At 74.0% G+C, this 21,825-nt stretch carries 19 protein-coding genes; 15 read left to right on the forward strand and 4 right to left on the reverse strand.

Annotated elements, in window-relative coordinates; all coding sequences use genetic code 11:
• The first annotated feature begins 59 nt into the window (after nt 1–59).
• From BUE48_RS09015 to BUE48_RS09075, 13 genes are all read left to right on the forward strand, one after another.
• Nucleotides 60–1,286 carry an LCP family protein gene (locus BUE48_RS09015; RefSeq protein WP_286989624.1) on the forward strand — a complete coding sequence of 409 codons (1,227 nt, stop codon included), beginning with the start codon at nt 60–62 and terminating at the stop codon, nt 1,284–1,286.
• Between the two features lie 67 nt (nt 1,287–1,353).
• A complete protein-coding gene (locus BUE48_RS09020) occupies nt 1,354–1,647 on the forward strand; it encodes a hypothetical protein (RefSeq protein WP_012852167.1) in 294 nt (97 codons plus the stop codon).
• 101 nt (nt 1,648–1,748) lie between these two features.
• On the forward strand, nt 1,749–1,904 hold the full coding sequence (locus BUE48_RS09025; protein WP_012852168.1) for a hypothetical protein: 156 nt from the start codon (nt 1,749–1,751) through the stop codon (nt 1,902–1,904).
• 274 nt (nt 1,905–2,178) lie between these two features.
• Nucleotides 2,179–2,337, forward strand: a complete 159-nt coding sequence (locus tag BUE48_RS09030; protein ID WP_012852169.1) for a hypothetical protein — start codon at nt 2,179–2,181, stop codon at nt 2,335–2,337.
• Between the two features lie 80 nt (nt 2,338–2,417).
• On the forward strand, nt 2,418–2,906 hold the full coding sequence (locus BUE48_RS09035; RefSeq protein ID WP_012852170.1) for a glutathione peroxidase: 489 nt from the start codon (nt 2,418–2,420) through the stop codon (nt 2,904–2,906).
• Nucleotides 2,907–2,998: 92 nt separating this feature from the next.
• Nucleotides 2,999–3,904: an oxidoreductase gene (locus BUE48_RS09040; RefSeq protein WP_012852171.1), complete on the forward strand. Its 906-nt coding sequence runs from the start codon at nt 2,999–3,001 to the stop codon at nt 3,902–3,904.
• A 376-nt stretch (nt 3,905–4,280) separates the two neighbouring features.
• Nucleotides 4,281–4,709 (forward strand): phage holin family protein, encoded by a 429-nt coding sequence (locus BUE48_RS09045; protein ID WP_286989625.1) that lies wholly within the window; start codon nt 4,281–4,283, stop codon nt 4,707–4,709.
• A gap of 137 nt (nt 4,710–4,846) precedes the next feature.
• A complete protein-coding gene (locus BUE48_RS09050) occupies nt 4,847–5,206 on the forward strand; it encodes a hypothetical protein (protein ID WP_041439446.1) in 360 nt (119 codons plus the stop codon).
• A gap of 74 nt (nt 5,207–5,280) precedes the next feature.
• Nucleotides 5,281–5,589 (forward strand): DUF3817 domain-containing protein, encoded by a 309-nt coding sequence (locus BUE48_RS09055; RefSeq protein ID WP_012852174.1) that lies wholly within the window; start codon nt 5,281–5,283, stop codon nt 5,587–5,589.
• A gap of 383 nt (nt 5,590–5,972) precedes the next feature.
• Nucleotides 5,973–6,593, forward strand: a complete 621-nt coding sequence (locus tag BUE48_RS09060) for a GNAT family N-acetyltransferase (protein WP_286989626.1) — start codon at nt 5,973–5,975, stop codon at nt 6,591–6,593.
• 906 nt (nt 6,594–7,499) lie between these two features.
• A complete protein-coding gene (gene lon, locus BUE48_RS09065; RefSeq protein ID WP_012852175.1) occupies nt 7,500–9,896 on the forward strand; it encodes an endopeptidase La in 2,397 nt (798 codons plus the stop codon).
• A gap of 284 nt (nt 9,897–10,180) precedes the next feature.
• A complete protein-coding gene (locus BUE48_RS09070; RefSeq protein ID WP_012852176.1) occupies nt 10,181–11,212 on the forward strand; it encodes an NAD-dependent epimerase/dehydratase family protein in 1,032 nt (343 codons plus the stop codon).
• On the forward strand, nt 11,213–11,716 hold the full coding sequence (locus BUE48_RS09075; RefSeq protein WP_012852177.1) for a nitroreductase family deazaflavin-dependent oxidoreductase: 504 nt from the start codon (nt 11,213–11,215) through the stop codon (nt 11,714–11,716).
• A gap of 91 nt (nt 11,717–11,807) precedes the next feature.
• Here the strand turns inward: BUE48_RS09075 and BUE48_RS09080 are convergent, their stop codons facing one another.
• Genes BUE48_RS09080 through BUE48_RS09095 form a run of 4 tightly spaced genes read right to left on the reverse strand, consistent with a single transcriptional unit; the run spans nt 11,808 to nt 17,303 of the window.
• Entirely contained in the window at nt 11,808–14,891 is a 3,084-nt protein-coding gene (locus BUE48_RS09080; protein WP_012852178.1) for a coiled-coil domain-containing protein, read from the reverse strand.
• Nucleotides 14,888–15,568, reverse strand: coding sequence for a hypothetical protein (locus tag BUE48_RS09085; protein WP_012852179.1), 681 nt, complete (start codon nt 15,566–15,568; stop codon nt 14,888–14,890). Before BUE48_RS09085 ends, BUE48_RS09080 begins: the two co-directional genes overlap by 4 nt.
• The gene (locus BUE48_RS09090) at nt 15,565–16,092 is read right to left on the reverse strand and encodes a hypothetical protein (RefSeq protein WP_012852180.1); all 528 of its coding nucleotides are present in this window, start codon (nt 16,090–16,092) and stop codon (nt 15,565–15,567) included. The genes BUE48_RS09085 and BUE48_RS09090 overlap by 4 nt, the downstream gene beginning before the upstream one ends.
• Nucleotides 16,089–17,303 (reverse strand): hypothetical protein, encoded by a 1,215-nt coding sequence (locus BUE48_RS09095; RefSeq protein WP_286989627.1) that lies wholly within the window; start codon nt 17,301–17,303, stop codon nt 16,089–16,091. Before BUE48_RS09095 ends, BUE48_RS09090 begins: the two co-directional genes overlap by 4 nt.
• Nucleotides 17,304–17,530: 227 nt before the next feature.
• Between BUE48_RS09095 and BUE48_RS09100 the strand changes: the two genes are divergently transcribed.
• Nucleotides 17,531–20,191 carry a LuxR C-terminal-related transcriptional regulator gene (locus tag BUE48_RS09100; protein WP_286989628.1) on the forward strand — a complete coding sequence of 887 codons (2,661 nt, stop codon included), beginning with the start codon at nt 17,531–17,533 and terminating at the stop codon, nt 20,189–20,191.
• Nucleotides 20,192–20,311: 120 nt separating this feature from the next.
• Nucleotides 20,312–21,805 carry an AMP-binding protein gene (locus BUE48_RS09105; RefSeq protein ID WP_286989629.1) on the forward strand — a complete coding sequence of 498 codons (1,494 nt, stop codon included), beginning with the start codon at nt 20,312–20,314 and terminating at the stop codon, nt 21,803–21,805.
• Nucleotides 21,806–21,825: the final 20 nt, after the last annotated feature.

Genomic DNA, 21,825 nt, shown 5'->3' on the forward strand with positions numbered 1-21,825 from the left:
GGCTTGACATCATGCGCGAGAAGGACACGGAAACCTCCCGTTTTGAATATCTTGACGCCATGACCGACGGGTGGCCGGAAGGCTGGACACGACAGGGGCGGGAGCAGCGGACGGACCCGCCGACCGAGCGGTTGCCCCCGCAGCAGGCGGCGGCCTATGACGCCTATGGCGCCTACGGCGCTCCCCAGGGCGCCTACCAGGAGCCGGTTCCCGACCCGTATGCGGCGTCCCCGGGGTATGGGGGCCACGATCCCTACGGCGGCTACAACGACCCCTACGGCCATGCGGAACGGCCCTCGCGCCGGGCCGCCCGCGGTCTGCGCGGCGCCGGGCCGCGGCGCAGGCGCCGGTCCCGGGTGCTGGCCGCGCTGGTGGCGCTGCTGCTGGTGGTGCTCGTCGGCGGCTACTTCTACCTGGACTCCAAGCTGCAGCGCGAGGCCGTCTTGGCCGACTACCCGGGCCGTCCCGCCGACACCCCCGGCACCAACTGGCTGGTGGTGGGCTCCGACAGCCGGGAAGGGCTGACCAAGGAGCAGCGCAAGGAGTACGCCACCGGCAACGCCAGCGGGCGGCGCACCGACTCGATGATGCTGCTGCACTACGGCTCCGGCGGCACCACCCTGCTCAGCCTGCCCCGTGACTCCTATGTGGAGATCCCCGGGCACGGCCGCAACAAGCTGAACGCCGCGTTCGCCTTCGGCGGCCCCAAGCTGCTGGTGCAGACGGTGGAGAAGGCCACCGGGGTGCGCATCGACCACTACGCCGAGATCGGCTTCGGCGGGTTCGTGGGCGTGGTGGACGCGGTGGGCGGCGTGGACATCTGCGTCGAAAAGCCCCTCAAGGACCCCAAGGCCGGGCTGGACCTGAAGGCCGGCTGCCAGACCCTCGACGGCGGCCAGGCGCTGGGCTTCGTGCGCACCCGCAACTTCGCCAACGGCGACCTGGAACGGGTGGAGAACCAGCGCAAGTTCTTCGCCGCGCTGATGAAGAAGGCCACCAGCCCCGGCGTGATGCTCAACCCCTTCCGCGGCGTCCCCCTGGCGCTCAACTCCGCGGCCAACTTCACCGTGGACGAAGACGACCACCTGGTGGACCTGGTCCGGCTGATGTGGGCGATGCGCGGTGTCAGCGGCGGCGACGGGGTCACCGCCACGGTCCCCATCAGCGGCTTCGGCTCCGCCCCCGGAGTCGGCTCGTATGTCAGGTGGGACACCGCCAGGGCCGAGGCGCTCTTTGCGGCCCTCCGGGAGGACAAGCCGGTTCCCGACAGCGTCCTGGACAAGTGAGGGCGCGTCCGCCGGCCGTTCCCGCGGTGGGACGGTTGGCGGACGCCCAGCCGGTTAGACCTGCGTCATGGAGCAGGCCGCTGACCGTCCGGACCGCGCCGAACTCGACCGGTTGCCGACCAAGGAACTGCACGATGCGGCGATGCGCCTCGCGCTGGCGCGCGGCGACCTGGGCTTTCTGTGGCGGCTGCTGCACGACATCCCCGCCGCGGAGGCCGCGATCGGCCGCCCGGAGCAGGGCACCGCGGACATCCTGCACGTGTCGGCGCTGATCAACGAGTTCCTGCACGCCGGGGAAGGCGCGCTGGCCGAGGCGCTGCGCCCGGTCTACCTGGACTATCTGACGAAACAGCGACGTTGAGCAGCCGACGGCATCGGCGATCTTTGCCGCTTCTTGGCGGCTGTCGCCCCACCACGCTCACAGCGGTGCGTAATTATATGCGTACCGAGAGTGGGGGTCCTATGAACAAGAAGTGGATCAAGCTGTTAGTGCTGGCCTTCGTGTTCTGGTACGTGATCACCAGCCCGTACGGGGCGGCCGAGCTGGTGTCGAACGCGATGGGCGGACTCGGGCATGCCGCCGAGTCGTTGTCGGTCTTCGTCAGCGCGCTCCCCTGATCGCCTCCGGAAAACGTCGGCCCCGTACCCGTGGCAGGCGGGTACGGGGCTGTTTCGTCGCCGCAAGCGGGCCGCTGTGACCGGATCTGTCTTCTGTGCCGGATGTGGCCCATTTCATCGTCCGGGACTGACCTGCAAGTAAGTCACGACTCGACCCCCGACCGCGTACCCCTCCGGACAGGAAAGCCTTACAGTCTCTTTGCGAGCGCATGCAGACGGGCACACCTGCATGAGTCGGTTGTGCCACTGTGCTACATGAGGGACGGGCGACGGGATGAACAAGAAGCACCTTCGCTACGCGGCGATAGCCTTTGTCATCTTCTTTCTGTGGACAGACCCCCAAGGTGCGGCCGATGTGGTCAACAGCACCTTCGAGAACCTCGGTGACGCCGGCGACGCGCTGAAGCAGTTCATCACCGGCATCGGCACCTGACCGAGGGGACCGCCACGCGACCCGCGTCGGGCCCGACGCGGGTCTGTGCGCGTGGTCGGCGATCTTCTAGGATCGGGGCCATGTCGGTCTACGACGTTGAGATCCAGGACCTGCGGGGCGGCCCGGCCGACCTCGCCCAGTACCGCGGCAAGGCCATGCTGGTGGTCAATGTCGCCTCCAGATGCGGCCTGACCCCGCAGTACAAGGGGTTGCAGGAGCTGCACGAGCGGTACGCCGAACGCGGCTTCACCGTGCTGGGAGTTCCCTGCAACCAGTTCCTGGAGCAGGAGCCCGGCACCCATGAGGAGATCGCCGAGTTCTGCTCGGTCAACTACGGCGTCACCTTCCCCCTGACCGAGAAGATCGAGGTCAACGGGGAGGGCAGGCACCCACTGTACCGGGAGCTGGTGGATGTCCCCGACGCCACCGGCTACACCGGCGACATCCGCTGGAACTTCGAGAAGTTCCTGATCGGCCCGGACGGCTCGGTGCTGGCGCGCTTCGCCCCGCAGACCGAGCCGGACGATGAGCAGCTGGTGGCGGCGATCGAACGGGCCCTGCCCCGCTGATCACCGCTCCGCGCGGACGGCTGCGCCCGTCCGCCCAGGCCGACGCGGGACGGACCGCCCGGCCGTGGTGATCTCGCAGAGGGAGGGAACCGATGTTCAAGGGCGGCTGGCGGGCCTGTGACATCCCCGACCTGACCGGACGGCGCGCCATCGTCACCGGCGCCAACAGCGGGATCGGCTACCACACCGCCCTGGAGCTGGCCCGCCACGGCGCGTCGGTGGTGCTGGCCTGCCGCAGCGCCGAACGCGGCGGCGCCGCGCTGGAGCGCATCCGCACCGCCTTGCCGGACGCCGATGTCGCGCTGGCCTCGCTGGATCTGGCGGATCTGGCCTCGGTGCGGGCCTTCGCCGACGACCAGGGCGGGCAGCGGCTGGACATCCTGGTCAACAACGCCGGGGTGATGGCGATCCCGCGGCGGCGGACCGCCGACGGCTTTGAGATGCAGTTCGGCACCAACCACCTGGGCCACTTCGCGCTCACCGGCCTGCTGCTGCCGGCGCTGCGGGCCGCGCCGGCGCCCCGGGTGGTCACGGTGACCAGCATGCTGGCCTGGGCGGGCCGCATCGATTTCGACGACCTGCAGGGCGAGCGGCGCTACGGGCGCTGGCGGGCCTACGGCCAGTCCAAGCTCGCCAATCTGCTGTTCGCCAAGGAGCTGGACCGGCGGGTGGCCGAGGTGACCAGCGTGGCCGCCCACCCCGGTTATGCGGCCACCAACCTGCAGCTGGTGGGGCCGCGCATGGCCGGCGAACGGTTCACCGAACGTCTCATGAAGGCGGCCAACGGCCTGTTCGCCCAAAGCGACGCCGACGGCGCCCTGCCGTCGCTGTATGCCGCCACCGCACCGGATGTGCGCGGCGGGGCCTGCTATGGCCCCCGCTTCCTGCAGCAGCGGGGACTGCCCACGCAGGTGCGCACGCCCCCGGCGGCCGACCGCCAGGACGTCGCCCGGCGGCTGTGGGAGGTCTCCGAAAAGCTCACCGGTGTGACCTACTGAACCTTTCAGCACGTGGTCTTGGGCACCGGGGACGGGAGCCCGGACGGCGCCCGAGGCCGTGACTTGCCGGTCGCGGCATCGTCCCTGCCCCGAAGCTTCCGCCCCCACTTGCGGGAACGTCGCGTTGAAAAAGGTCTGCCGAACCTGGCCCTTCGGCGGCGGGCTGGACGGCCCGCGCGGAAAGGCGGGCAGAGCCGTCCAGTCCGCTGACCGTTCAGGCCGGGCCCTGCCGATCCCCGGGGCGCTCAGCATCGGCGCGGTGCGCCCTACCGGCCCGCGAACGGCGGGCCTGCCGGCGGTGAATGCGCATAATCCCGGCTTGCGGGGTATGCCACGGCGCGGATCCCGCCGGGGATCGCAAGGAGGTGTGGCGACCGTGGCGACGAAACTGGTGGAGCACGAAACGGCCGCCGGGCCGCTCAAGGAGCGCTCGACCGCCGAGCTGCTCAGGCTGCTGTCGGAGCAGACCCGCGAGCTGGTCAGGCAAGAGTTGCGGATGGCCCGCAGCGAACTGGTGGAAAAAGGCAAGCGCGCCGGCCGCGGCGCCGGGATGCTCGCCGCCGCGGCGCTCGTGGCGCTGTACGGCATCGGCGTGCTGCTGGCCGCGATCGTCCTGCTGCTGGCCCTGGCGATGCCCGCCTGGGTCGCGGCGCTGATCGTGGCGGTGGTGCTGCTGGCGGTTGCCGCGATCTTGGCTCTGCTGGGGCGGTCCCAGGCCCGCAAGGCCACTCCGCCCACGCCCGTGCGCACCATGGAGTCGATGAAGCGGGACGTCCAGGCCGTCCGGGAACACGCCCACCGGTGACCTTCCGCGCCGCGGCCCGCAAAGGCCCGGCGAACGCAGGCCGCGCCCGTGCCCGTGCAAGGGACGGGAGCGGCGTCAACCGCCCATAGGCGCGGGTGAGGGGCGGGACCATGCCGGGTGAGGGGTACTCTCAAGGTGTGCGACGGTTTTTCACCCCCGGATGGCTCGGGCTGCACGCGCTGGCCATAGCCCTCTTCAGCGCGTTCCTGTTCTTCGGGTGGTGGCAGCTGAGCCGGGCGCAGGCCGGCAACGACCGTAGCTGGGCCTATGTCTTCGAGTGGCCGATCTTTGCGATCTTCGTGGTCGTCATGTGGGTCAAGATGATCCGCGACGAGCTCAACGACGACGGCAAGCCCAAGCCCCAGCCGCCCCTGCAGCCCCCCGAGCCGCCGGCCAAAAGCGAGATCATCCGGCAGCAGGAGGAAGAGGACGAGGAGCTGGCGGCCTACAACCGCTATCTGGCCCGCCTCAACTCCCAGTCAAAGCGGCGCGGCTGACACCGGCCGCCTGGACATCGGCCCCGGCCATGGCATCGCCATGCCGCGGGCCTTTCGAGATCAAGGAGTGAACTGTGGAAGCGGCGATCAACCGGTACCGCATCCTGGCCTTCGCCGTGGGCGTGATGCTGCTGATGGTCGTCTTCGTGGGCATGCCGATCCGCTACATCGGCGGGAACCCCACCCCCTCGGGGATCATCTCGCCGATCCACGGCGCGCTCTACATCGTCTACCTGGCCTTCGCCTTCGACCTGCACCGGCGGGCGGGCTGGCCGCTCAAGCAGTTCCTGATCATGGTCTCCGGGGGGCTGGTGCCCTTCCTGGCCTTCTTCGTGGAACGCAAGATCGTCCGCGAGGCCCGCGCCCTGCTGCCCGGCACCTGATCCGGCGGCCCTCCCCGCCGCCGAAGCGACCGCGACGCTCGACCGGCCGGCCCTGCTGGAGCAATCGTTGACTCAGTCAAAGATTGCTCCGAAGGGCGTCATGGGCGTTCCCGCCGTCGTCCGCCGTTTCAACCGCTTCTACACCGCTGTCATGGGGGCGCTGGGCGAAAGAGCCGGTGCACACCCCCTACTCCCTCACCGAGGCCCGGGTGATCTTCAAGCCTGCGCAGCGGGAGGCCCACCGAAACGGCCGCGCTGCGCCGGGAGCCGGGCCTGGACCCGGCTGCCTGGGCCGGATCCTGGCCCGTTTCGACACCGACGGGCTGATACCCGGGAACGCGCGGAGACCGACGCCCCGCCGTCAGGTCGTTTGCCTCGCTCCCGTGGGCTGCAAGGTGTACGCCATGCTCGGTGGGCGGTCCGACCAGGATGTTGTGGTGCTGCTGGCCCTGTTGCCGGACGAGCGTTGTTCCCGGTTGATCGCCGCGATGCGGACCGTGCAGGCCCGGCCGGAGGATCCGGTCGAGCGGCTCGAGGTCGTGCTGCGCCCGCTGCGTCCCGGCGGACTGGGCTGGCTGGTGGAATGTAACGCCGTCCTCTACCACCGCGAATACGGCTGGGAGCACACCTACAAGGCACTGGTGGCCCGGATCGTGGCCGGCTTCGCCGCAGATCACGATCCCGGGCGCGAGGCGGCGTGGATCGCCGGCCTGGAGGGCGAGCCGGTGGGCTGCGTCTTTTGCGTCCGCCGGGACGAGACGACGGGGCAGCGGCTGCTGGTCGGGCCGTCCGCCCGCGGGATGAGCATCAGGGGGCGCCTGGTGGACGAGTGCCTGCGGTTCGTCGCCGGGGCGGGCTGCCGGGAGATCGTGCTGTGGGCCAACGACCGCCTCACCGTGGCCCGGCGGATCTGCCGGCGGGCCGGTTTCACGCTGGAGTCCGGGGAGCCGCACCACGGCTTCGGCCGGGACCTGGTCGGCCGGTACTGGCGCCGCGTGCGGTGAGCGGAGGCCCGGGCTGCGGTGCCGGTGCGGCCCGGCGGCGGGCGCCGAAAATGCGCGGACCCGCGGAGACGGAGGTCTCCGCGGGCCGGGGGTCGCAACGGTCGAAGTGATCGCTAGGCGGGCCGGCCGATCGGCGGCCGGTCCACCGCGCCGGTCAAGGGCGCATCGGATGAGTCAGTCGATCACCTCCCCCCATGACGGTGCGGTGGAGCATGACCCGGGCTTGGGGCTCGGGGTGGCGTGCCGGGCCGAAGACGCCACCCCGAGGTCTGCGGCGCACCGCGGGATCTGCCCGCCGGGTGCGGTGCGGATGGGGCCGGACGCCGGTGCCGCGGGGGCGTACGGCGCCGGCGTCCGGCCCCCCGGCACCGGCGGCGCCGGCGGGAACGCCGGGGAAGAGCGGATGGAGGACGGACGGCCGAGGATCCGAGGTGTGTCGCCGGTGGGCGCCGGTGGTGCGCATGCCGCGCCGAACGCGCGCCGGGGGCCTCGGCGCGCCGACGGGTGCGGAGTGCGGGGGAGCGCCCGGCCGGGAGCATCCTCGGCCGTCCGGAGGCGGCCGCCCGGGACGGAGGAACCGGGGAGGCGGCCGCCGGAGGGCCGGCCTCAGCTCGTGCCGTCCATAGCATCCAGCCCTCCTCGTCGGTCGGGTGATGAACCGTCCTTTGCCTGCGCAAGGACTCGCTCATCACGTTGCGTCATCTTCTCGTTGCTGTTGGTACCCGGGGGTCATGGCCGCGTAAACACCGGCCGGCAAAGTTTCCGGGAAGGTCCGGAACGTTTCGTGTTTCGCGCGTCCTTGATCGCCGAGGGCGAACGGTGCCGCGGAAACAAAACTCGGCTCCGTTTTCTTGAGTGTGAGTGACTCAACTTTCGGTTGAGTCCTCGGACGATGGAGAGCTGAGCATGAGCGAGACCCTGACGCTGCCGGTGCTGCCCCTGGACGGGGAGGTCGTGCTCCCCGGGATGGTGGTGCCGCTGGATCTGTCGGACGGCGAGATCCGCGCCGCCGTCGAGGCCGCCCGCGCCGCCGAGCGCGCCCGCGGCCCCGGCATCCGGTCCGCCGCCAAGCCCCGGGTGCTGCTGGTGCCCCGCCTGAACGGCCAGTACGCCGCCGTCGGCACGCTCGGCGTGATCGAACAGGAGGGCCGGCTGCCCGGCGGCGGACCCGGCGCCGTGGTGCGCGGGGTGACCCGCGTCCGCATCGGCACCGGAACCACCGGCCCCGGCGCCGCGCTGTGGGTGGAGGGCACCGAGATCGCCGTGCCCCCCGCCGGCCCGCGCGTGCCGGAGCTGGCCAGGGAGTACAAGGGCCTGGTCGGCGCCATCCTGCAAAAGCGCGGCGCCTGGCAGGTCGTGGACATCGTCCAGCGGATCGAGGACCCCTCCGCCCTGGCCGACAACGCCGGCTACGCCCCCTACCTGTCGGCCGAGCAGAAGGTCCGGCTGCTGGAGACCCCGGACGTGGCCGAACGGCTGGAGATGGTGATCGGCTGGGCCCGCGAGCACCTGGCCGAGATGGACGTGGCCGAGTCCATCCGAAAAGACGTCCAGGAGGGCATGGAAAAGCAGCAGCGGGAGTTCCTGCTGCGCCGGCAGCTGGAGGCCGTCCGCAAGGAGCTGGCCGAGCTGAACGGCGACCCGGCCGGCGAGGAGGAGGACTACCGCGCCCGCATCGAGGCGGCGAACCTGCCCGAGAAGGTGCGCCAGGCCGCCCTCAAGGAGGTCGGCCGGCTGGAGCGGGCCGGCGACTCCTCGCCCGAGAGCGGCTGGATCCGCACCTGGCTGGACACGATCTTGGACATGCCCTGGAACGAGCGCACCGAGGACTCCTACGACATCGCCGGGGCACGGGCGGTGCTGGACGCCGACCACGCGGGCCTGGAGGAGGTCAAGGACCGCATCATCGAGTACCTGGCGGTCCGCAAGCGCCGCGCCGACCGCGGATTGGGCGTCGTCGGCGGACGCCGCTCGGGCGCGGTGCTCGCCCTGGTCGGCCCGCCCGGCGTCGGCAAGACCTCGCTGGGGGAGTCGGTGGCCCGCGCCATGGGCCGCAAGTTCGTGCGCGTGGCGCTCGGCGGCGTCCGCGACGAGGCCGAGATCCGCGGCCACCGCCGCACCTACGTCGGCGCGCTGCCCGGCCGGATCGTGCGGGCCATCCGCGAGGCCGGCTCGATGAACCCGGTGGTGCTGCTGGACGAGATCGACAAGGTCGGCTCCGACTACCGGGGCGACCCGGCCGCCGCGCTGCTGGAGGTGCTGGACCCGGCGCAGAACCACACCTTCCGCGACCACTACCTGGAGGTCGAGCTCGACCTGTCGGACGTGCTGTTCCTGGCCACCGCCAACGTCCTGGAGGCCATTCCCGGCCCGCTGCTGGACCGCATGGAGGTGGTGACCCTGGACGGCTACACCGAGGAGGAGAAGGTCACCATCGCCCGCGACCACCTGCTGCCGCGCCAGCTGGAGAAGGCGGGCCTGGAGCCGCAGGAGGTGACCTTCACCGAGCAGGCGCTGCGGGCGCTGGCCGCCGAGTACACCCGCGAGGCCGGGGTGCGCGCGCTGGAGCGGTCGATCGCCCGGATCCTGCGCAAGCTCACCGCCAAGGCGGCGCTGGACCCCTCGGCGCTGCCGGCGCGAGTGGACGCCGCGGACCTGAAGGACTACCTGGGCCGGCCTCGCCACACCCCCGAGAGCCTGCTCAGCCCGGCCGAGCGGCGCACCGGGGTGCCGGGCGTGGCGACCGGCCTGGCGGTGACCGGCGCCGGCGGGGACGTGCTGTATGTCGAGGCGTCGCTGGCCGACCGGCAGACCGGCGAGGTCGGGGTGACGCTCACCGGCCAGCTCGGCGACGTGATGAAGGAATCGGCCCGCATCGCCCTCAGCTACCTGCGCTCCCGCGGCGCCGAACTGGGCCTGCCGGTCGGCGACCTGGCCGACCGCGGCGTGCACATCCACGTGCCCGCCGGGGCGGTGCCCAAGGACGGGCCGAGCGCGGGCATCACCATGGTCACCGCGCTGGCCTCGCTGCTGTCGGGACGGCCGGCCCGCGCGGACGTGGCGATGACCGGGGAGGTGTCGCTGACCGGGCGGGTGCTGCCCATCGGCGGGGTCAAGCAGAAGCTGCTGGCCGCGCACCGGGCCGGGATCACCACCGTGCTGATCCCCAAGCGCAACGAGCCCGACCTGGACGACGTGCCGGCCGAGGTGCTGCGGTCGCTGACGGTCTTCACCGTCACCGACGTGCGCGAGGTGCTGGAGCTGGCGCTGGAGCCCGCCGCGGACGGAGTCGTCGCCGCCTGACGGAGGAACCGGACGGCGATGGGCCAGGCGGCCCCCGATAATGCCGCCTGGCCCGGCGCTCTCCGAGATCGATGGTCGGATCCTGGAAGGACGCGGGCCCCTCACCCACCCCAGATGAGGGGCCCGCTTCCGTTCCACCCCACTGAAGGAGACGCGCGAAGGGCCTTCCGGGTTCCTGACAATCGGTGGGGATCGATGTGGTGTGCACCACGTGCCGTCCGGCCTCGGGCTGCAGGCGCCCGGTATCTGGCCAGCGGGCCGAACAAGCGTTAGGTTTACTCGCCATGCGCGTGCTCGTCACCGGAGCCTCCGGCTTCGTGGGCTCCCACACCGTCGCCGCCCTGCTGGAGGCCGGGCACACCCCCCGCGCGCTGGTCCGCGACCCCGCCAAGGCGACCCGGGCGCTGGAGGCGGCCGGGGCCGACCCCGCCCGGGTGGAGCTGGTGACCGGCGACATGCTGGATGAGACCGCGGTCGGCCGGGCCCTGGAGGGCTGCCGGGCGGCGATCCACGCGGCGGCCGCGGTGGGCGTCACCGGCCGGGGCGGCGACCTGGTGGAGGTCAACCTGGGCGGCACCCGCAACGTGGTCGGCGGCGCGGTGGAGCGCGGGCTGGACCCGGTGGTGCACGTCTCCACCGTCGCGGTGTTCGTGCCGCCCCGCGACCCGGTGATCACCGTGGACGGCCCGCTGGCCAGCCCCCGCACCGCCTACGGCCGCTCCAAGGTGGCCGCCGAACGGTACGTGCGCCGGCTGCAGGACCAGGGCGCCCCGGTCACCGTCGTCTACCCCGGCGGGGTGTGCGGCCCGCACCAGCCGGTGCTCGACTCCCTGATGGAGGGGCTGGTCGGTGCGCTGCGCCTGGTGTGGCCGCTGCCGCCCGGCGGGGTGGGCGTCATCGACGTGCGCGACCTGGCCGAGGCCCTGGCGCGGGCGCTGGTGCCCGGTCGGGGCCCTCGCCGCTGGCTGCTGGGCGGCCACTACCTGACCTGGCGCCAATGCTCGGATCTGTGCCGGGAACTGACCGGGGTGCGGCACCGGCGGCTGCCGGTGCCCGGCGGTGCGCTGCGGGCGGCCGGGACGCTGCTGGACGCCCTCCGGCGCGTCCGCCCCTTCGACTACCCGCTGACCAGGGACGCCGCCGAGTTCATGACCAGGCTCGTGCCGACCGACGACCGGCCCGCCCTCGAGGAGCTCGGCATGAAACTGCGGCCGGTGGAGCAGACCCTGTCCGACGCGCTGCGCTGGCTCGCCGAGGCCGGGCATCTGGACCCCCGCAAGGCGGGCCGGCTGGCGCCCCCTGCCGAGGAGCACTGAGTGGCGACGCTGATCCAAAAGACCCTCGGGCCGATCTTCCAGCGCATCTCCGGGGCGGCCTGGTTCGCCAAGGTCGGCCCGAAGATCGTCCCGCCGCTGGACCGGGCGCTGCACCGGGTCAGCGGCGGGCGGCTGATGCTCGGCCAGCTGCTGGTGCCCAGCCTGGTGCTGACCACCATCGGCAGCGTCAGCGGCCGGCCCCGCCAGGTGCCGCTGGCCTGCATGCCCGAGCCGGACGGCGGCTGGATCGTGGTCGGCAGCAACTTCGGCCGCGAAAAACACCCGGCCTGGACCACCAACCTGCTCAAGGAGCCCAAGGCCACCGTCGTCTTCCAGGGCCGGACCGTGCCGGTCACCGCGCACCTGCTGGACGAGGCCGAACGGGACCGCATCTGGCCCCGCCTGCTGCAGGTCTGGCCGGTCTATGCGCGCTATGCCGAACGCGTCGAACGGCAGCTGCGCATCTTCCGCCTGGTGCCCGACCCGCCCGAAGCGGCCCGCTGACGCCCGCCCTCACCCGCCAGGGGAACCCAGGGGGAACAAGACGGCCGGTGCCGCCTTGCCGGGGGTCGCGGGGTATGTCCACAAGTGGACGTTACGCCCCAGAAGGCGCCGGGCGGGTGGCCCCGATGTGCGCGGCCAGCATGCGGACCCGCTCCCGGTGCTCGTCGTGGCCCACCACGATCGGCGGCTCGTTGTAGGGCATGGCGTCGGAAGAACGGCGCAGCTTGATGTACTGGCCGCAGGCGTCGATGGCGTACGGCTCCATGTCGTCCTGCAGCGCACCGATCACCGTGATGCCGTGCGTCTCACCGATCCGCCGGAACAGCGCCACCGCCTCCCTGCGGTGCTCGCGGCCCAGGTTGCGGCCCAGCTCATCCAGCACCAGCACCAGCCGGCCGCCGCCGGAGCCGGCCAGCGCCGCCGCGCACACCAGCTTGACCGCCTTTTCGTCCATCAGGGCGGTGTTGGCCCGCCGGTTGTAGGGCACATACCGCTGCCCCTCGGCGCGCCGCCACTTGGGGACGACCCGCCAGCGCCACTCCTGCTCGGGGTCGGCGGGCGGCTCGGGGGTGGGAAAGTCCAGCGTGGCCCCATAGCCGCCGTAGGCCAGGTCGAGCCGTTCGAACTCCTCGGCGACCCGCTGCAGCCGGGTGCGGATCGCCGCCGTCAGCGCGGCGCGGTGGGCCGCCGCCGCGCCCGCCGCCTCCCGCTCCCCGGCCTCGGCCTTCTCCAGGTCGACGCGGCGGGCCGCAAGCTGCGTCTCGATCTGCCGCCGCTGGTGCCGTTCATAGTCCTCCAGGCCGCGCAGATGGCTCTCCAGCGCCCTGGCCAGCCGCGGGAAGGTGGCCTGCTCGCGTTCGGTGCGGCGGCCCTCGCCCTCGGCGCGCTCACGCAGCAGGAAACGGATCTCCTCGGGCATGTCCTCATCGGCCGTGCCGTCGGGGAACGCCTGCCGCAGCGCCTCGCCCAGATGCCGTTCGGCGGTGTGCCACCACTCCTCGGGCGTCCAGGTGCGCTGGTCGCCCGTCAGCCCGGCCAGCAGCTCGCGGGCCGACTCCACCGGGCCGCCCCACTGCTCCTGCAGCTCGGCCAGGCCGAGCGTCAGGCGCCGCTCGGCCAGCTCGGCGGCCTGCTCGCGGAGCCTGTCGCGGGTGCGCTCGTGCGCCTCGCGCCGCCCGCGCAGCCGGTCGATCTCCAGCGCCCGGGTGTCGGCCTTGGCCTGCAGCCGCCGCACCGTCTGCTCGGCGGCGCCCAGCCGCGGCCCCAGCATGGCCTCGCCGGTGGCCAGCGACTCCAGCCGCTCCCGCAGGCCGGCCATCGCCTCCTGGACGCCGGTCAGCTCGGTGCCGGCCCGCGCCCCGGCCAGGCGCCGCATCGCCAGCGTCACCTCCGCGGAGGCGTCGGCGACCTGCCGCCGCGCCTCCTCCAGCGCCGCCCGGGCCTCCTCCAGCGCCGCGCGGGCGGCCTGCACCCGGACGGCCCGTCCGGTCACCGGCTCGGGAAAACCCCCGACCACCACCACCCCGGCGGGGTCCGTCCCGGACAGCGCGGAAAAGAACCGCCCGAGCGCCGCGCGGCACCGCACGCCCTCCGGCAGCCCCTCGCCGGTCACTTCCCCGGTGAGCGGGCCTTGCGCGGGGACGAGCATCGACCCCGGCAGCTCCCGCAGCGCCGCCACCGCGGCCGCCAGGTCCCGCTCGGCCACCACCACCGCGTCCCGGTACGGCCACAGCGCGCGTTCCCACCGCTCGCGCACCGGCTCGGCCAGCTCGATGGCGTCCAGCAGGCCCACCGCCGGCACCCCGGCCTCGGCCAGCGCCCCGATCTGCGCCGGGGCGCCGCTGCGGCCGGCCTCGGCGGCGGCCAGGTCCCGCTCGGCCTGGGCCAGGCGGGCCTTGGCCATGCCCAGCGCCTGCTGGGCCTCGTCCCGGCGGGCCTCGGCGTCGGCCAGCTCCTTGGCCGCCGTCTCCTCGGTGCGGCCGTCGGCCTCCCGCCGCCGCTCCTCCAGCGCCGCCGCCTGCCGGCGCAGCTCCTCCAGCCGGTCGCGGGCCACCGCCTTGTCCTCGCCGATCCGCTCGGCCTGGCCCTTCAGCTCCGCCAGCACCGCCGACGCCTCGGCCAGGCGCTCCTCCAGCGTCCCGTCGGCCAGCTGCTCCATCTCTTTGGCGGTGGCGGCGATCGCCTCGCCCAGCTCGGCGGCCTCATCCTGCAGCCGCCTCAGCTCGGCGGCCCAGGCGGCGTCGCTCTCCGCGGCCTCCACCAGCAGCAGGGCCTGCCGGGTGCGCCAGTGCCGCAGCGCCGCCGCCACCTCCCGGCGGGCCCGGTCCCGCCGGTCGAAGGTCCTCAGCAGTTCGGCGGCCTCGGCCTCCCACTCGGCCAGCCGCCGCCGGGCCTCGGCGGCCCGGGCCCGCTCGCGGTGCTCTTCGGCCCGGGAGCGGCGCTCGGCCTCCAGCTCCCGGTCCAGCCCGGTCAGCGCGGCGATGGCGGTGAAGATCCGCTCCGGCGGGATCTCGTTCAGCGGCTGCGACAGCAGATTGGTGGCCACCTTGCTGCGCACCGACGTCGACAGGAACGACACGCACCGCACCCGGCCCCCGTACAGCACGCGACCGAGATCCTTGGCCACCAGGTCGCGCCGTCCCGCCGAACGGGGCAGCTCGGCCCACCGCCGGTCGGCCAGGCGCACCCGCTCGGCCTCCGACGGCGCCGCCGCCAGGTGCACGCCCCGGCACCAGCGGATCTCCAGGTGCGGGGCGTCCACGTTCACCCGCAGCCACACCGTGACCGCATCGTCTTCCCCCGTGCCCTCCGCGTCCCCGGTGTGGGCGAAGACCCCCACGATGTAGCCGTGGTCCGCGCTGGCCCACCGGTTCTCGCCCTGGGCCGCCAGCTCGGCGTTGAACAGCAGCTCGGCCACCGCCCGCGCCCCCGAGGCGAACCGCCACTGCTCATCGCCCAGCAGCGCCGTGATCGCCGCGATGAACGAGGACTTGCCCGCCCCGTTGGAGTCCTTGGGGCCCTGGCCGGCCACCGCGATCAGCGTTCCCGGCACCAGCGGCACCGGGTGCGTCGACAGGCGGGAGATGTTGATCGCCTGCACCGCGATCAGTGAACGGTCGCCCACCACGCCGTCGGGCCGGTCCCCCAGCTCCTCCGGTTCGCCGATCGCCGTCACGTCCGCCCCCTTCGCATGCCGCGCCGCCGGGCCCGGATGGCCGCCGCCAGCGGCGAGTCCGGGCCCGCGGCCAAGATCAGCTCCTCGGTCAGCCGCCGCCGCGCCGCCTCGGTCAGCCGGTGGAACTGCGGGCCGGGCACATACCCTCCCGACGTCTCGTCCGCCCCCGCCTTCACCTGGGTGACCAGCCCGGCCGCCCGCAGCCGCCGCAGCGCCCCCTCCAGCTCGGAGACGGTCAGCTGGGAACGGCGGCGCAGCTCCTCCAGCGGCGCCGGGTACGGCGACAGCCACGTGTCGTCGGTCAGCAGCCCCTCGGCCCGCGGGATCGCCACCGAGTGGATCAGCACCAGCACCAGCACCGCCCGGTCGGCCACCGGCAGCGTGCACGCCGGGTCGGCGGCCAGCGCCTCCCGCACCGCATCGTCGTAACCGGACGTCCAGTGCCCCCGCGAGGTGCGGATCAGCGTCCGGCCCGACAGCTCCAGCATCTGCGCCAGCGTGCGGCGCAGCGCAGGCTCGCGCAGCGCGGCGAAACGCACCTCCGGCACCGGGTCGGCCGCATGCTCCACCGCCATGTACGCCGCGACCAGCTCGGCCCGGCGTTTTTCGTCATAGGGCCGCAGCAGCGGTTCCAGCAGCTCGCTTGCGTTCGCCGCCGGGCCCTCCGGCCCGCTCATGCGCCCTCCGCCGGCGGCGGGGGCATCCGGCGCAGCAGGGCGCGCAGCGGCGGCAGCGACTCTGGCGGCCAAAGAGCCGTGCGCGGGCCGAGCCGGACCGTGCCGGCCTCCTCATCCAGCAGCAGCCAGCCGGTGTCGGCCAGGCGGCGCAGGTCGCCGACCGCCCAGCGGCGCATCAGCTCGGCGTCCCCGCGCACGCTCGCCACGTGCACCTCCAGCACGTCGGCGATCTGTGCGGGCCGCCCCGGCCAGGGGTCGTCGTCCAGGTTCCGCCAGCAGCAGCGCAGCGCCGCGGCCAGCACCCGGCGCAGCGGGCCGGGCCGCTCCAGCGGCATCGGAGCGCTCTGGTACTCCTCCAGCAGCGCCGGGGTCGCCCCGTCCGGCCAGGCCGGCAGCGCCCACCGGCGCTCCCCGTCGGTGACGCCGACCAGCCCGGCGGGCACCGGCGCCGCGGCCGCATCCGCCACCGGGCCGGTGACGCGGGCCCGCGCCCGCGCCAGCACCCGCGGATCCACCTCGGTCATGAGGCCCGCCCGGTGCGTTCGAAGACGCCGTCCGACAGCCACGAGGGAGAGCCGTCCGGCCGGACCCGCAGCCCGTCCGACCACACCAGCCGGTACGGCAGCTCCGGCCGCAGATGCGCCGCCGACAGGTCGGCCAGCAGCCGGCGGGCGGCCGGCCAGTCCCGCTCCAGCACCTCGCCGACGGGCACCCGGTCGCGGCCGCGCAGCACCTGCTCGGCCACGGCGGCCAGCCGGTCGGTCTCGGAACGGCCGGCGGGCACGCGCTCCACCAGGCCCGCGTCGGGCACCGCCGGGCGGGGCGGCGCCGGGCGCGGCGGCACGGTGCGCGGGCCCTCCTGCACCGCCGCGACGATCGCGGCGGGGTCGTGCCAGGGCGCGGGCGCGTCGAACACGAACCCCTCCAGCACCGCCGCCAGCTCCTCGCGTGAGGCGGTGCGGGCGAAGGTCCGCCAGCTCTCCGCCGGCAGCAGCGTCAGGTTACGGGTGGTGCCGGCCGAGTCGGCCAGCCGGGCGGCGGCCCGCCGGGAGGCGTCCCCGTAGGCGTGGATGGCCGCGCGCAGCTCGGTGCAGGCGCCCTCCAGCTCGGGCCAGCGGCGCAAGATCGCCTCGTGCAGCCGCTCGGCCCGCTCGATGATCTCCGCGGTGCCCCACAGTTTGGGCGCCTGCTCGCGCAGCTCCTCGATGGTGGAGTGGGTCAGCGTCACCAGCTCCACGCTCCACAGCCGAAAGGCCCGGGCCAGCCCTTCGGCGCCGTCGCGGGCCTGCTCGGCGGTCATCCGCGGGTCGGCCACGTTGAGCTGCTCCAGCGCCAGCAGCCGGTGCATCTCCGACTGGCCGCCGTCCCGCATCATCCGGCGCACGAACATCAGCCCGACGACGCTGGTGAAGGAGGCGCGGTAGCGCAGCTGGTTGGGCTTGGGGAACACCTCGCGGATCGCGCCCAGGCCCTTGAGGACCCGCAGCCGGTTCTCGAACGCCTCGGCCGGGTAGTGCCGGCACACGTGCCGCATCTGCTCGCGGCTCAGCCCCTCCTCGCCCGCCTCGGCGAACGCCGACAGCAGCGTCTCGGCGATGTCGACCATCTCCGGGTCGTCGACGACCGCGCCGGCGTCGCGGGCCAAGGCGGCGAACATCTGCCGGTAGACGCCCAGCACGGCCTCGCCGGCCAGGACGTCCTCGAGGGTCTGCGGGGGTTCGCGGTGTGAGGGCACGGCGCATTACCGTACCGGGACGGCCGGGGCGCTCGGGCGCGTCCGCGGCGAGTGCCCCGGCCCGGAACGTCACGAAGGACGCGCCATCGGTGCGCGAATGGCGCCCAATCGTGACCGGATGGAAACTTTCCGTCCCGAAACCGGGACGCGGTGTGTCCGCAGATGCAACACTCGCCAGTGACCCCAGCAGATGTCGAGCCGACCTTCACCCCAGATCGCCAGGGCACATGACATCGCAGACCACCCGTCCCGGCGCCGGCGGGCGACTTTCGGCCCTGCCCGCCGAGCCGAACCCCTTCATCGGCCGCCGCCGTGACCTGGCCGAGCTGTGCCGGTTGCTGCCGCAGGCCAGGGCGGTGACGCTGTGCGGCCCGGGGGGCATCGGCAAGACCCGCCTGGCGATCCAGGTGGCGCGGGAGCTGGCCGGCGACCACCCCGACGGGGTCTGCTTCGTGGAACTGGCCGACGTGCGGGCGGGAACGTCCGGGGCGGACGCGGTGGCCCGCCGGGTGGCGGCGGTGCTGGGGCTGGCCGACGAGCTCGGCCGCGCCCCGCTGGAGGCGCTGACCCGGGCGCTGCGGCACCGCCGGGCGCTGGTGCTGCTGGACAACTGCGAGCACCTGGTGGAAGAGTGCGCCGCCGTGTGCCGGGCGCTGCTGACCGGGTGCGACCGGCTGCGCATCCTGGCCACCAGCCGGGAGCCGCTGCGGGTGCCGGGGGAGAACGTCTGGCGGGTGCCGCCGCTGCCGGTGCCGGACCCCGGCGCCGACGCGCTCGCCGAGACGGAGCGTTCGGAGGCGGCCCGGCTGTTCGTGGCGCGGGCCAAGGCGGCCCGGCCCGGCTTCACCGTCACCGCCGACAACGCGCCCGCGCTGGCCGAGCTGTGCCGGGCGCTGGACGGGGTGCCGCTGGCGCTGGAGCTGGCCGCCGCCCGGGTGCGGGTGCTGTCGCTGGAACAGCTCGCCGACCGGCTGACCGACCGGTTCGGGCTGCTGACCGCGGGAGACCGCACCGCCCCGCCCCGCCAGCGCACGCTGCGCGGCGCCATCGACTGGAGCTATGAGCTGCTGACCGAGCCGGAGCGGATCCTGCTGCGCCGGCTGTCGGTGTTCCACGGCTGGTCCCTGGAGCAGGCCGAGCAGGTGTGCGCCGACGACCTGCTGCCCCGGCGAACGATCTTGGATCTGCTCAGCGCGCTGGTGGACAAGTCGCTGGTGACGCTCGAACGGGAGGTGGCCGGCCGCAACCGCTTCCGGATGCTCAACAGCGTCCGCGAGTACGCCCTGCAGCGCCTGGCCGAGGCGGGGGAGGAGGAGCGGCTGCGCCGCCGCCACCGGGACGCGGTGCTGGAGGCGCTGGAACGCGAGGCCGAGATCGTCCTGGCCGACCGGCCCGCCTCCTGGCGGGAGCGGGTCGCCCTGTACCGCGCCTATGAGGTCGAGCAGCACAATCTGCGGGCCGCCTTGGCGTGGTCACGGGAGCGGGGCGATGTGGCGGAAGGGCTGCGGCTGTGCCTGGCGGCCCGGGTCTACTGGGGGCCGCGGGGCCACTACACCGAGGCCGCCGGCTGGAGCGACTGGTTCCTGGAACGGGGCGCGCAGGCCGGTTCGCACGTGCTGGGGCCCGCCTTGGTGGGCCGCGCCCAGCTGGCCTTCGACCAGCGGGACTTCGCCCGGGCCGAAGGCTGCGCCCGGGCCGGGCTGGAGCACTGCCGGGCCGCGGGCGATGAGCGCATGGTGGCGGCCGGGCTGGTGGTGCTGGCGAGTCTGGCCCTGTTCGAAGGCGACCGGGATCGGGCGCTGGAGCTGTCCGATGAGGCGGTGCGGCTGCTGCCCGCCGGCCACGGCGGCTGGGAGGCGGCGCTGGCGCTGTTCCGCAAAGGGCTGACGCAGCTGTGGCGGGACAGGCTGCGCGAGGCCGAGGCCGCGCTGCGGGAGGGCATCGCGCTGATGCGCGGCCTGGACCAGCGATGGGGGGCCGCGGTGGGCCAGGCGCTGCTGGGCACGGTGGCCCGGGCCCGCGGCGACCTGGCCGCGGCCCGCGCGCACTTCACCGAGGCGCTGCCGGCGCTGCGCGACATCGACGCCCGGCCGCTGCTGGTGCGGTGCTTGATCGGCCTGGGGCGGTGCGCCCTGGAACAGGGCGACCTGGCCGGCGCCCGCCGCGCGTTCGGGGAGGGACTGCGGCTGGGGGCGTCGATCGGGCTGCGCATCGCCGTCGCCCGCGGCCTGGAGGCGTTCGCCGACCTGCTGGAGCAGGAGGGCGACGTGGAGGGGGCGGTGCTGCTGGCCGGCGCCGCCGCGGCGCTGCGGGAGGCGATCGGGGCCCGGCCGGGGCGCGGCACGCATGCCTGCCGCCGGCGGGAGGAGCTGCTGGAACGGTCTTTGCGGAGGCTGGGCGAGCACCGGCTCTCCTGGCTGTGGGGGCAGGGCCGGGCGATGGCGGTGGAGGACGCGGTGGCCTACGCGCTGCACGGGCCGTCCGACCGGAAGCGGGAGGACGCCTGCGGCGCGGCCCCGCAGGGCGCCCACGGCGCGGCGGAGGAGACGGCGGCGGAGAAAAAGCGCGAGGAAAGGCGCGCCGGCTCCCGGCTCCACGACAGCGGGGAGCTGCCGGCCGCGGGACCGGGGAGCGGTGCGCTCGCCCGCCCGCCGGGGCTGCTGACCCCCCGGGAACGGGAGATCGCCCGGCTGATCGCACGCGGGCTGAGCAACCGGGGCATCGCCGACGAACTGGTGATCAGCCCCGCCACCGTCGCCCGGCACGTCGCCAACATCCTCGCCAAGCTGGGCTTCGGCTCCCGTGCGCAGATCGCGGTGTGGGCCGTCGGCAACCTTCCCGAAGGCGACACCCGGGCCCCTGCCGGCAACGGCACCACCGGACGGTAAAACGCGATCACTTCGGACGCGCCCTCCCGGGGCGGGCAACTTGCACTGCAAGAGTCTCTACATATGGACTTGCATAGTTCAATGCATGTGCACGCGCATCTGGGTGCGTAGGGTCGAAGCATGATCTCCAGCCCGTCGGACCCCCCAACAGCGGTCGCCGCGACCACGGTGACCGAGACCGTGCTCGGCGAACGCTGCTGGGGGCCGCGCGCCGCGCTGGTGGACGCCGGCAGCGGCCGCGTCCTGTCCTACGACGAGCTGACCGCCGCCGTCACCGCCGCCGCCTGGGGGCTGGTCCGCCAGGGGCCGGGCACGGTGATCGGCCTGCAAGCCCCCGACGGCCCCGATTTCGTGGTGGCCGCCTACGCGGTCTGGGCGGCGGGCGCGGTCCTGGTCCCCGTCCGCGCCGCCGCCGGGGCCGAGGAGACCGTCCGGCGGCTGCGGGCATCCGGTGCGCACGCCCTGATCACCTGCCCGCAGGCCGCTCCCCGGGCCTGGGCGGTGGCCCGGGGAGCGGCCCTGCAACGGATGTGGTGTCTGGGCGAAGCGGACGGCGGAACCGGCCTGGAGCCGTTCGCCCGCCTGGCGGAGGAACCCGCCGCCGACCGGATCCCGCCCGTGCGGGACGCCGGCGCCGCACTGCTGGCCGATGCGCCGGGCGGGAGCGGCCCCGGCACCTGGCTGACCCACCGCCAGGTGATCGAGGGCCTGGTCCGGTTCGCCACCGCCGGGGCGCTGAGCGGTTCGGACGTGGTGCTGTCGGGCATCCCCTTCACCGATGTGCTCGGCCTGAACGGGGTGCTCGGCCCGGCGCTGTGGCTGGGCGCGACCGTGGTCACCTGCCGCGGCGGCCTGCACGACCTGCTGCGCGCCGTGCAGGACCACCGGGTGACCGTGGCGGTGCTGCCGCCGGCGGCGGCCTCGGCGCTGGCGGCCGAGCCGGCGGTCGGGCACTACGACCTGGGCTCGCTGCGCTCGGTCCTGGTCGCCGGCCCGCTGCCGGGCCGCCTCGCGCGGGCCTGCTCCCGGCGGCTGGGCTGCCCGGTCCGGCAGGTCTACGGGCATCCCGCGGCCTCCGGCTTCACCCACCTCAACCTGCGCGGCGCCGAAGAGGGCACCTTGGACTCGGCCGGCTGCGGCCTGCCCGGGGTGTCATGGCGGATCGCCGACCCGGCCACCGGCCGGGCCCGCCCGCCTTATCAGCCCGGGGAGCTGTGGCTGCGCGGCCCCATGGTCGCCGCGCCCGGCGGCGGCTGGCTGCCCACCGGGGACGCGGCGTTCACCGACGAGCACGACCGGGTCTACATCCTCGGCCGCATGGAGGAGACGCCCGGCGAGCCCGTCGCCGACCCCGGCCGGCTGCTGGCCGCGCATCCGGCGGTGCGGGACGCGGCGGTGGTCCCGGTCCCCGACCCGCACCTGGGCCTTGCCCCGCACGCCTTCGTGGTGCTGGGCAAGCCGGAGCAGGCCGGCGGGCTGCTGCCTTACGTGAACGGCCATGTGCCGTCCTACCAGCGCATCCAGGCCGTCCACCCGGTGGATGCGATCCCGCGTTCGCCGAGTGGCCGGGTCATGCGCCGCGCGCTCCTGCAAAGCGTGCACCTGTCGCCGTGATAAGGAGGGGAGGCGACAGG

Source organism: Thermomonospora sp. CIF 1 (assembly GCF_001896795.1).
Taxonomy (GTDB): Bacteria; Actinomycetota; Actinomycetes; order Streptosporangiales; family Streptosporangiaceae; genus Thermomonospora; species Thermomonospora curvata.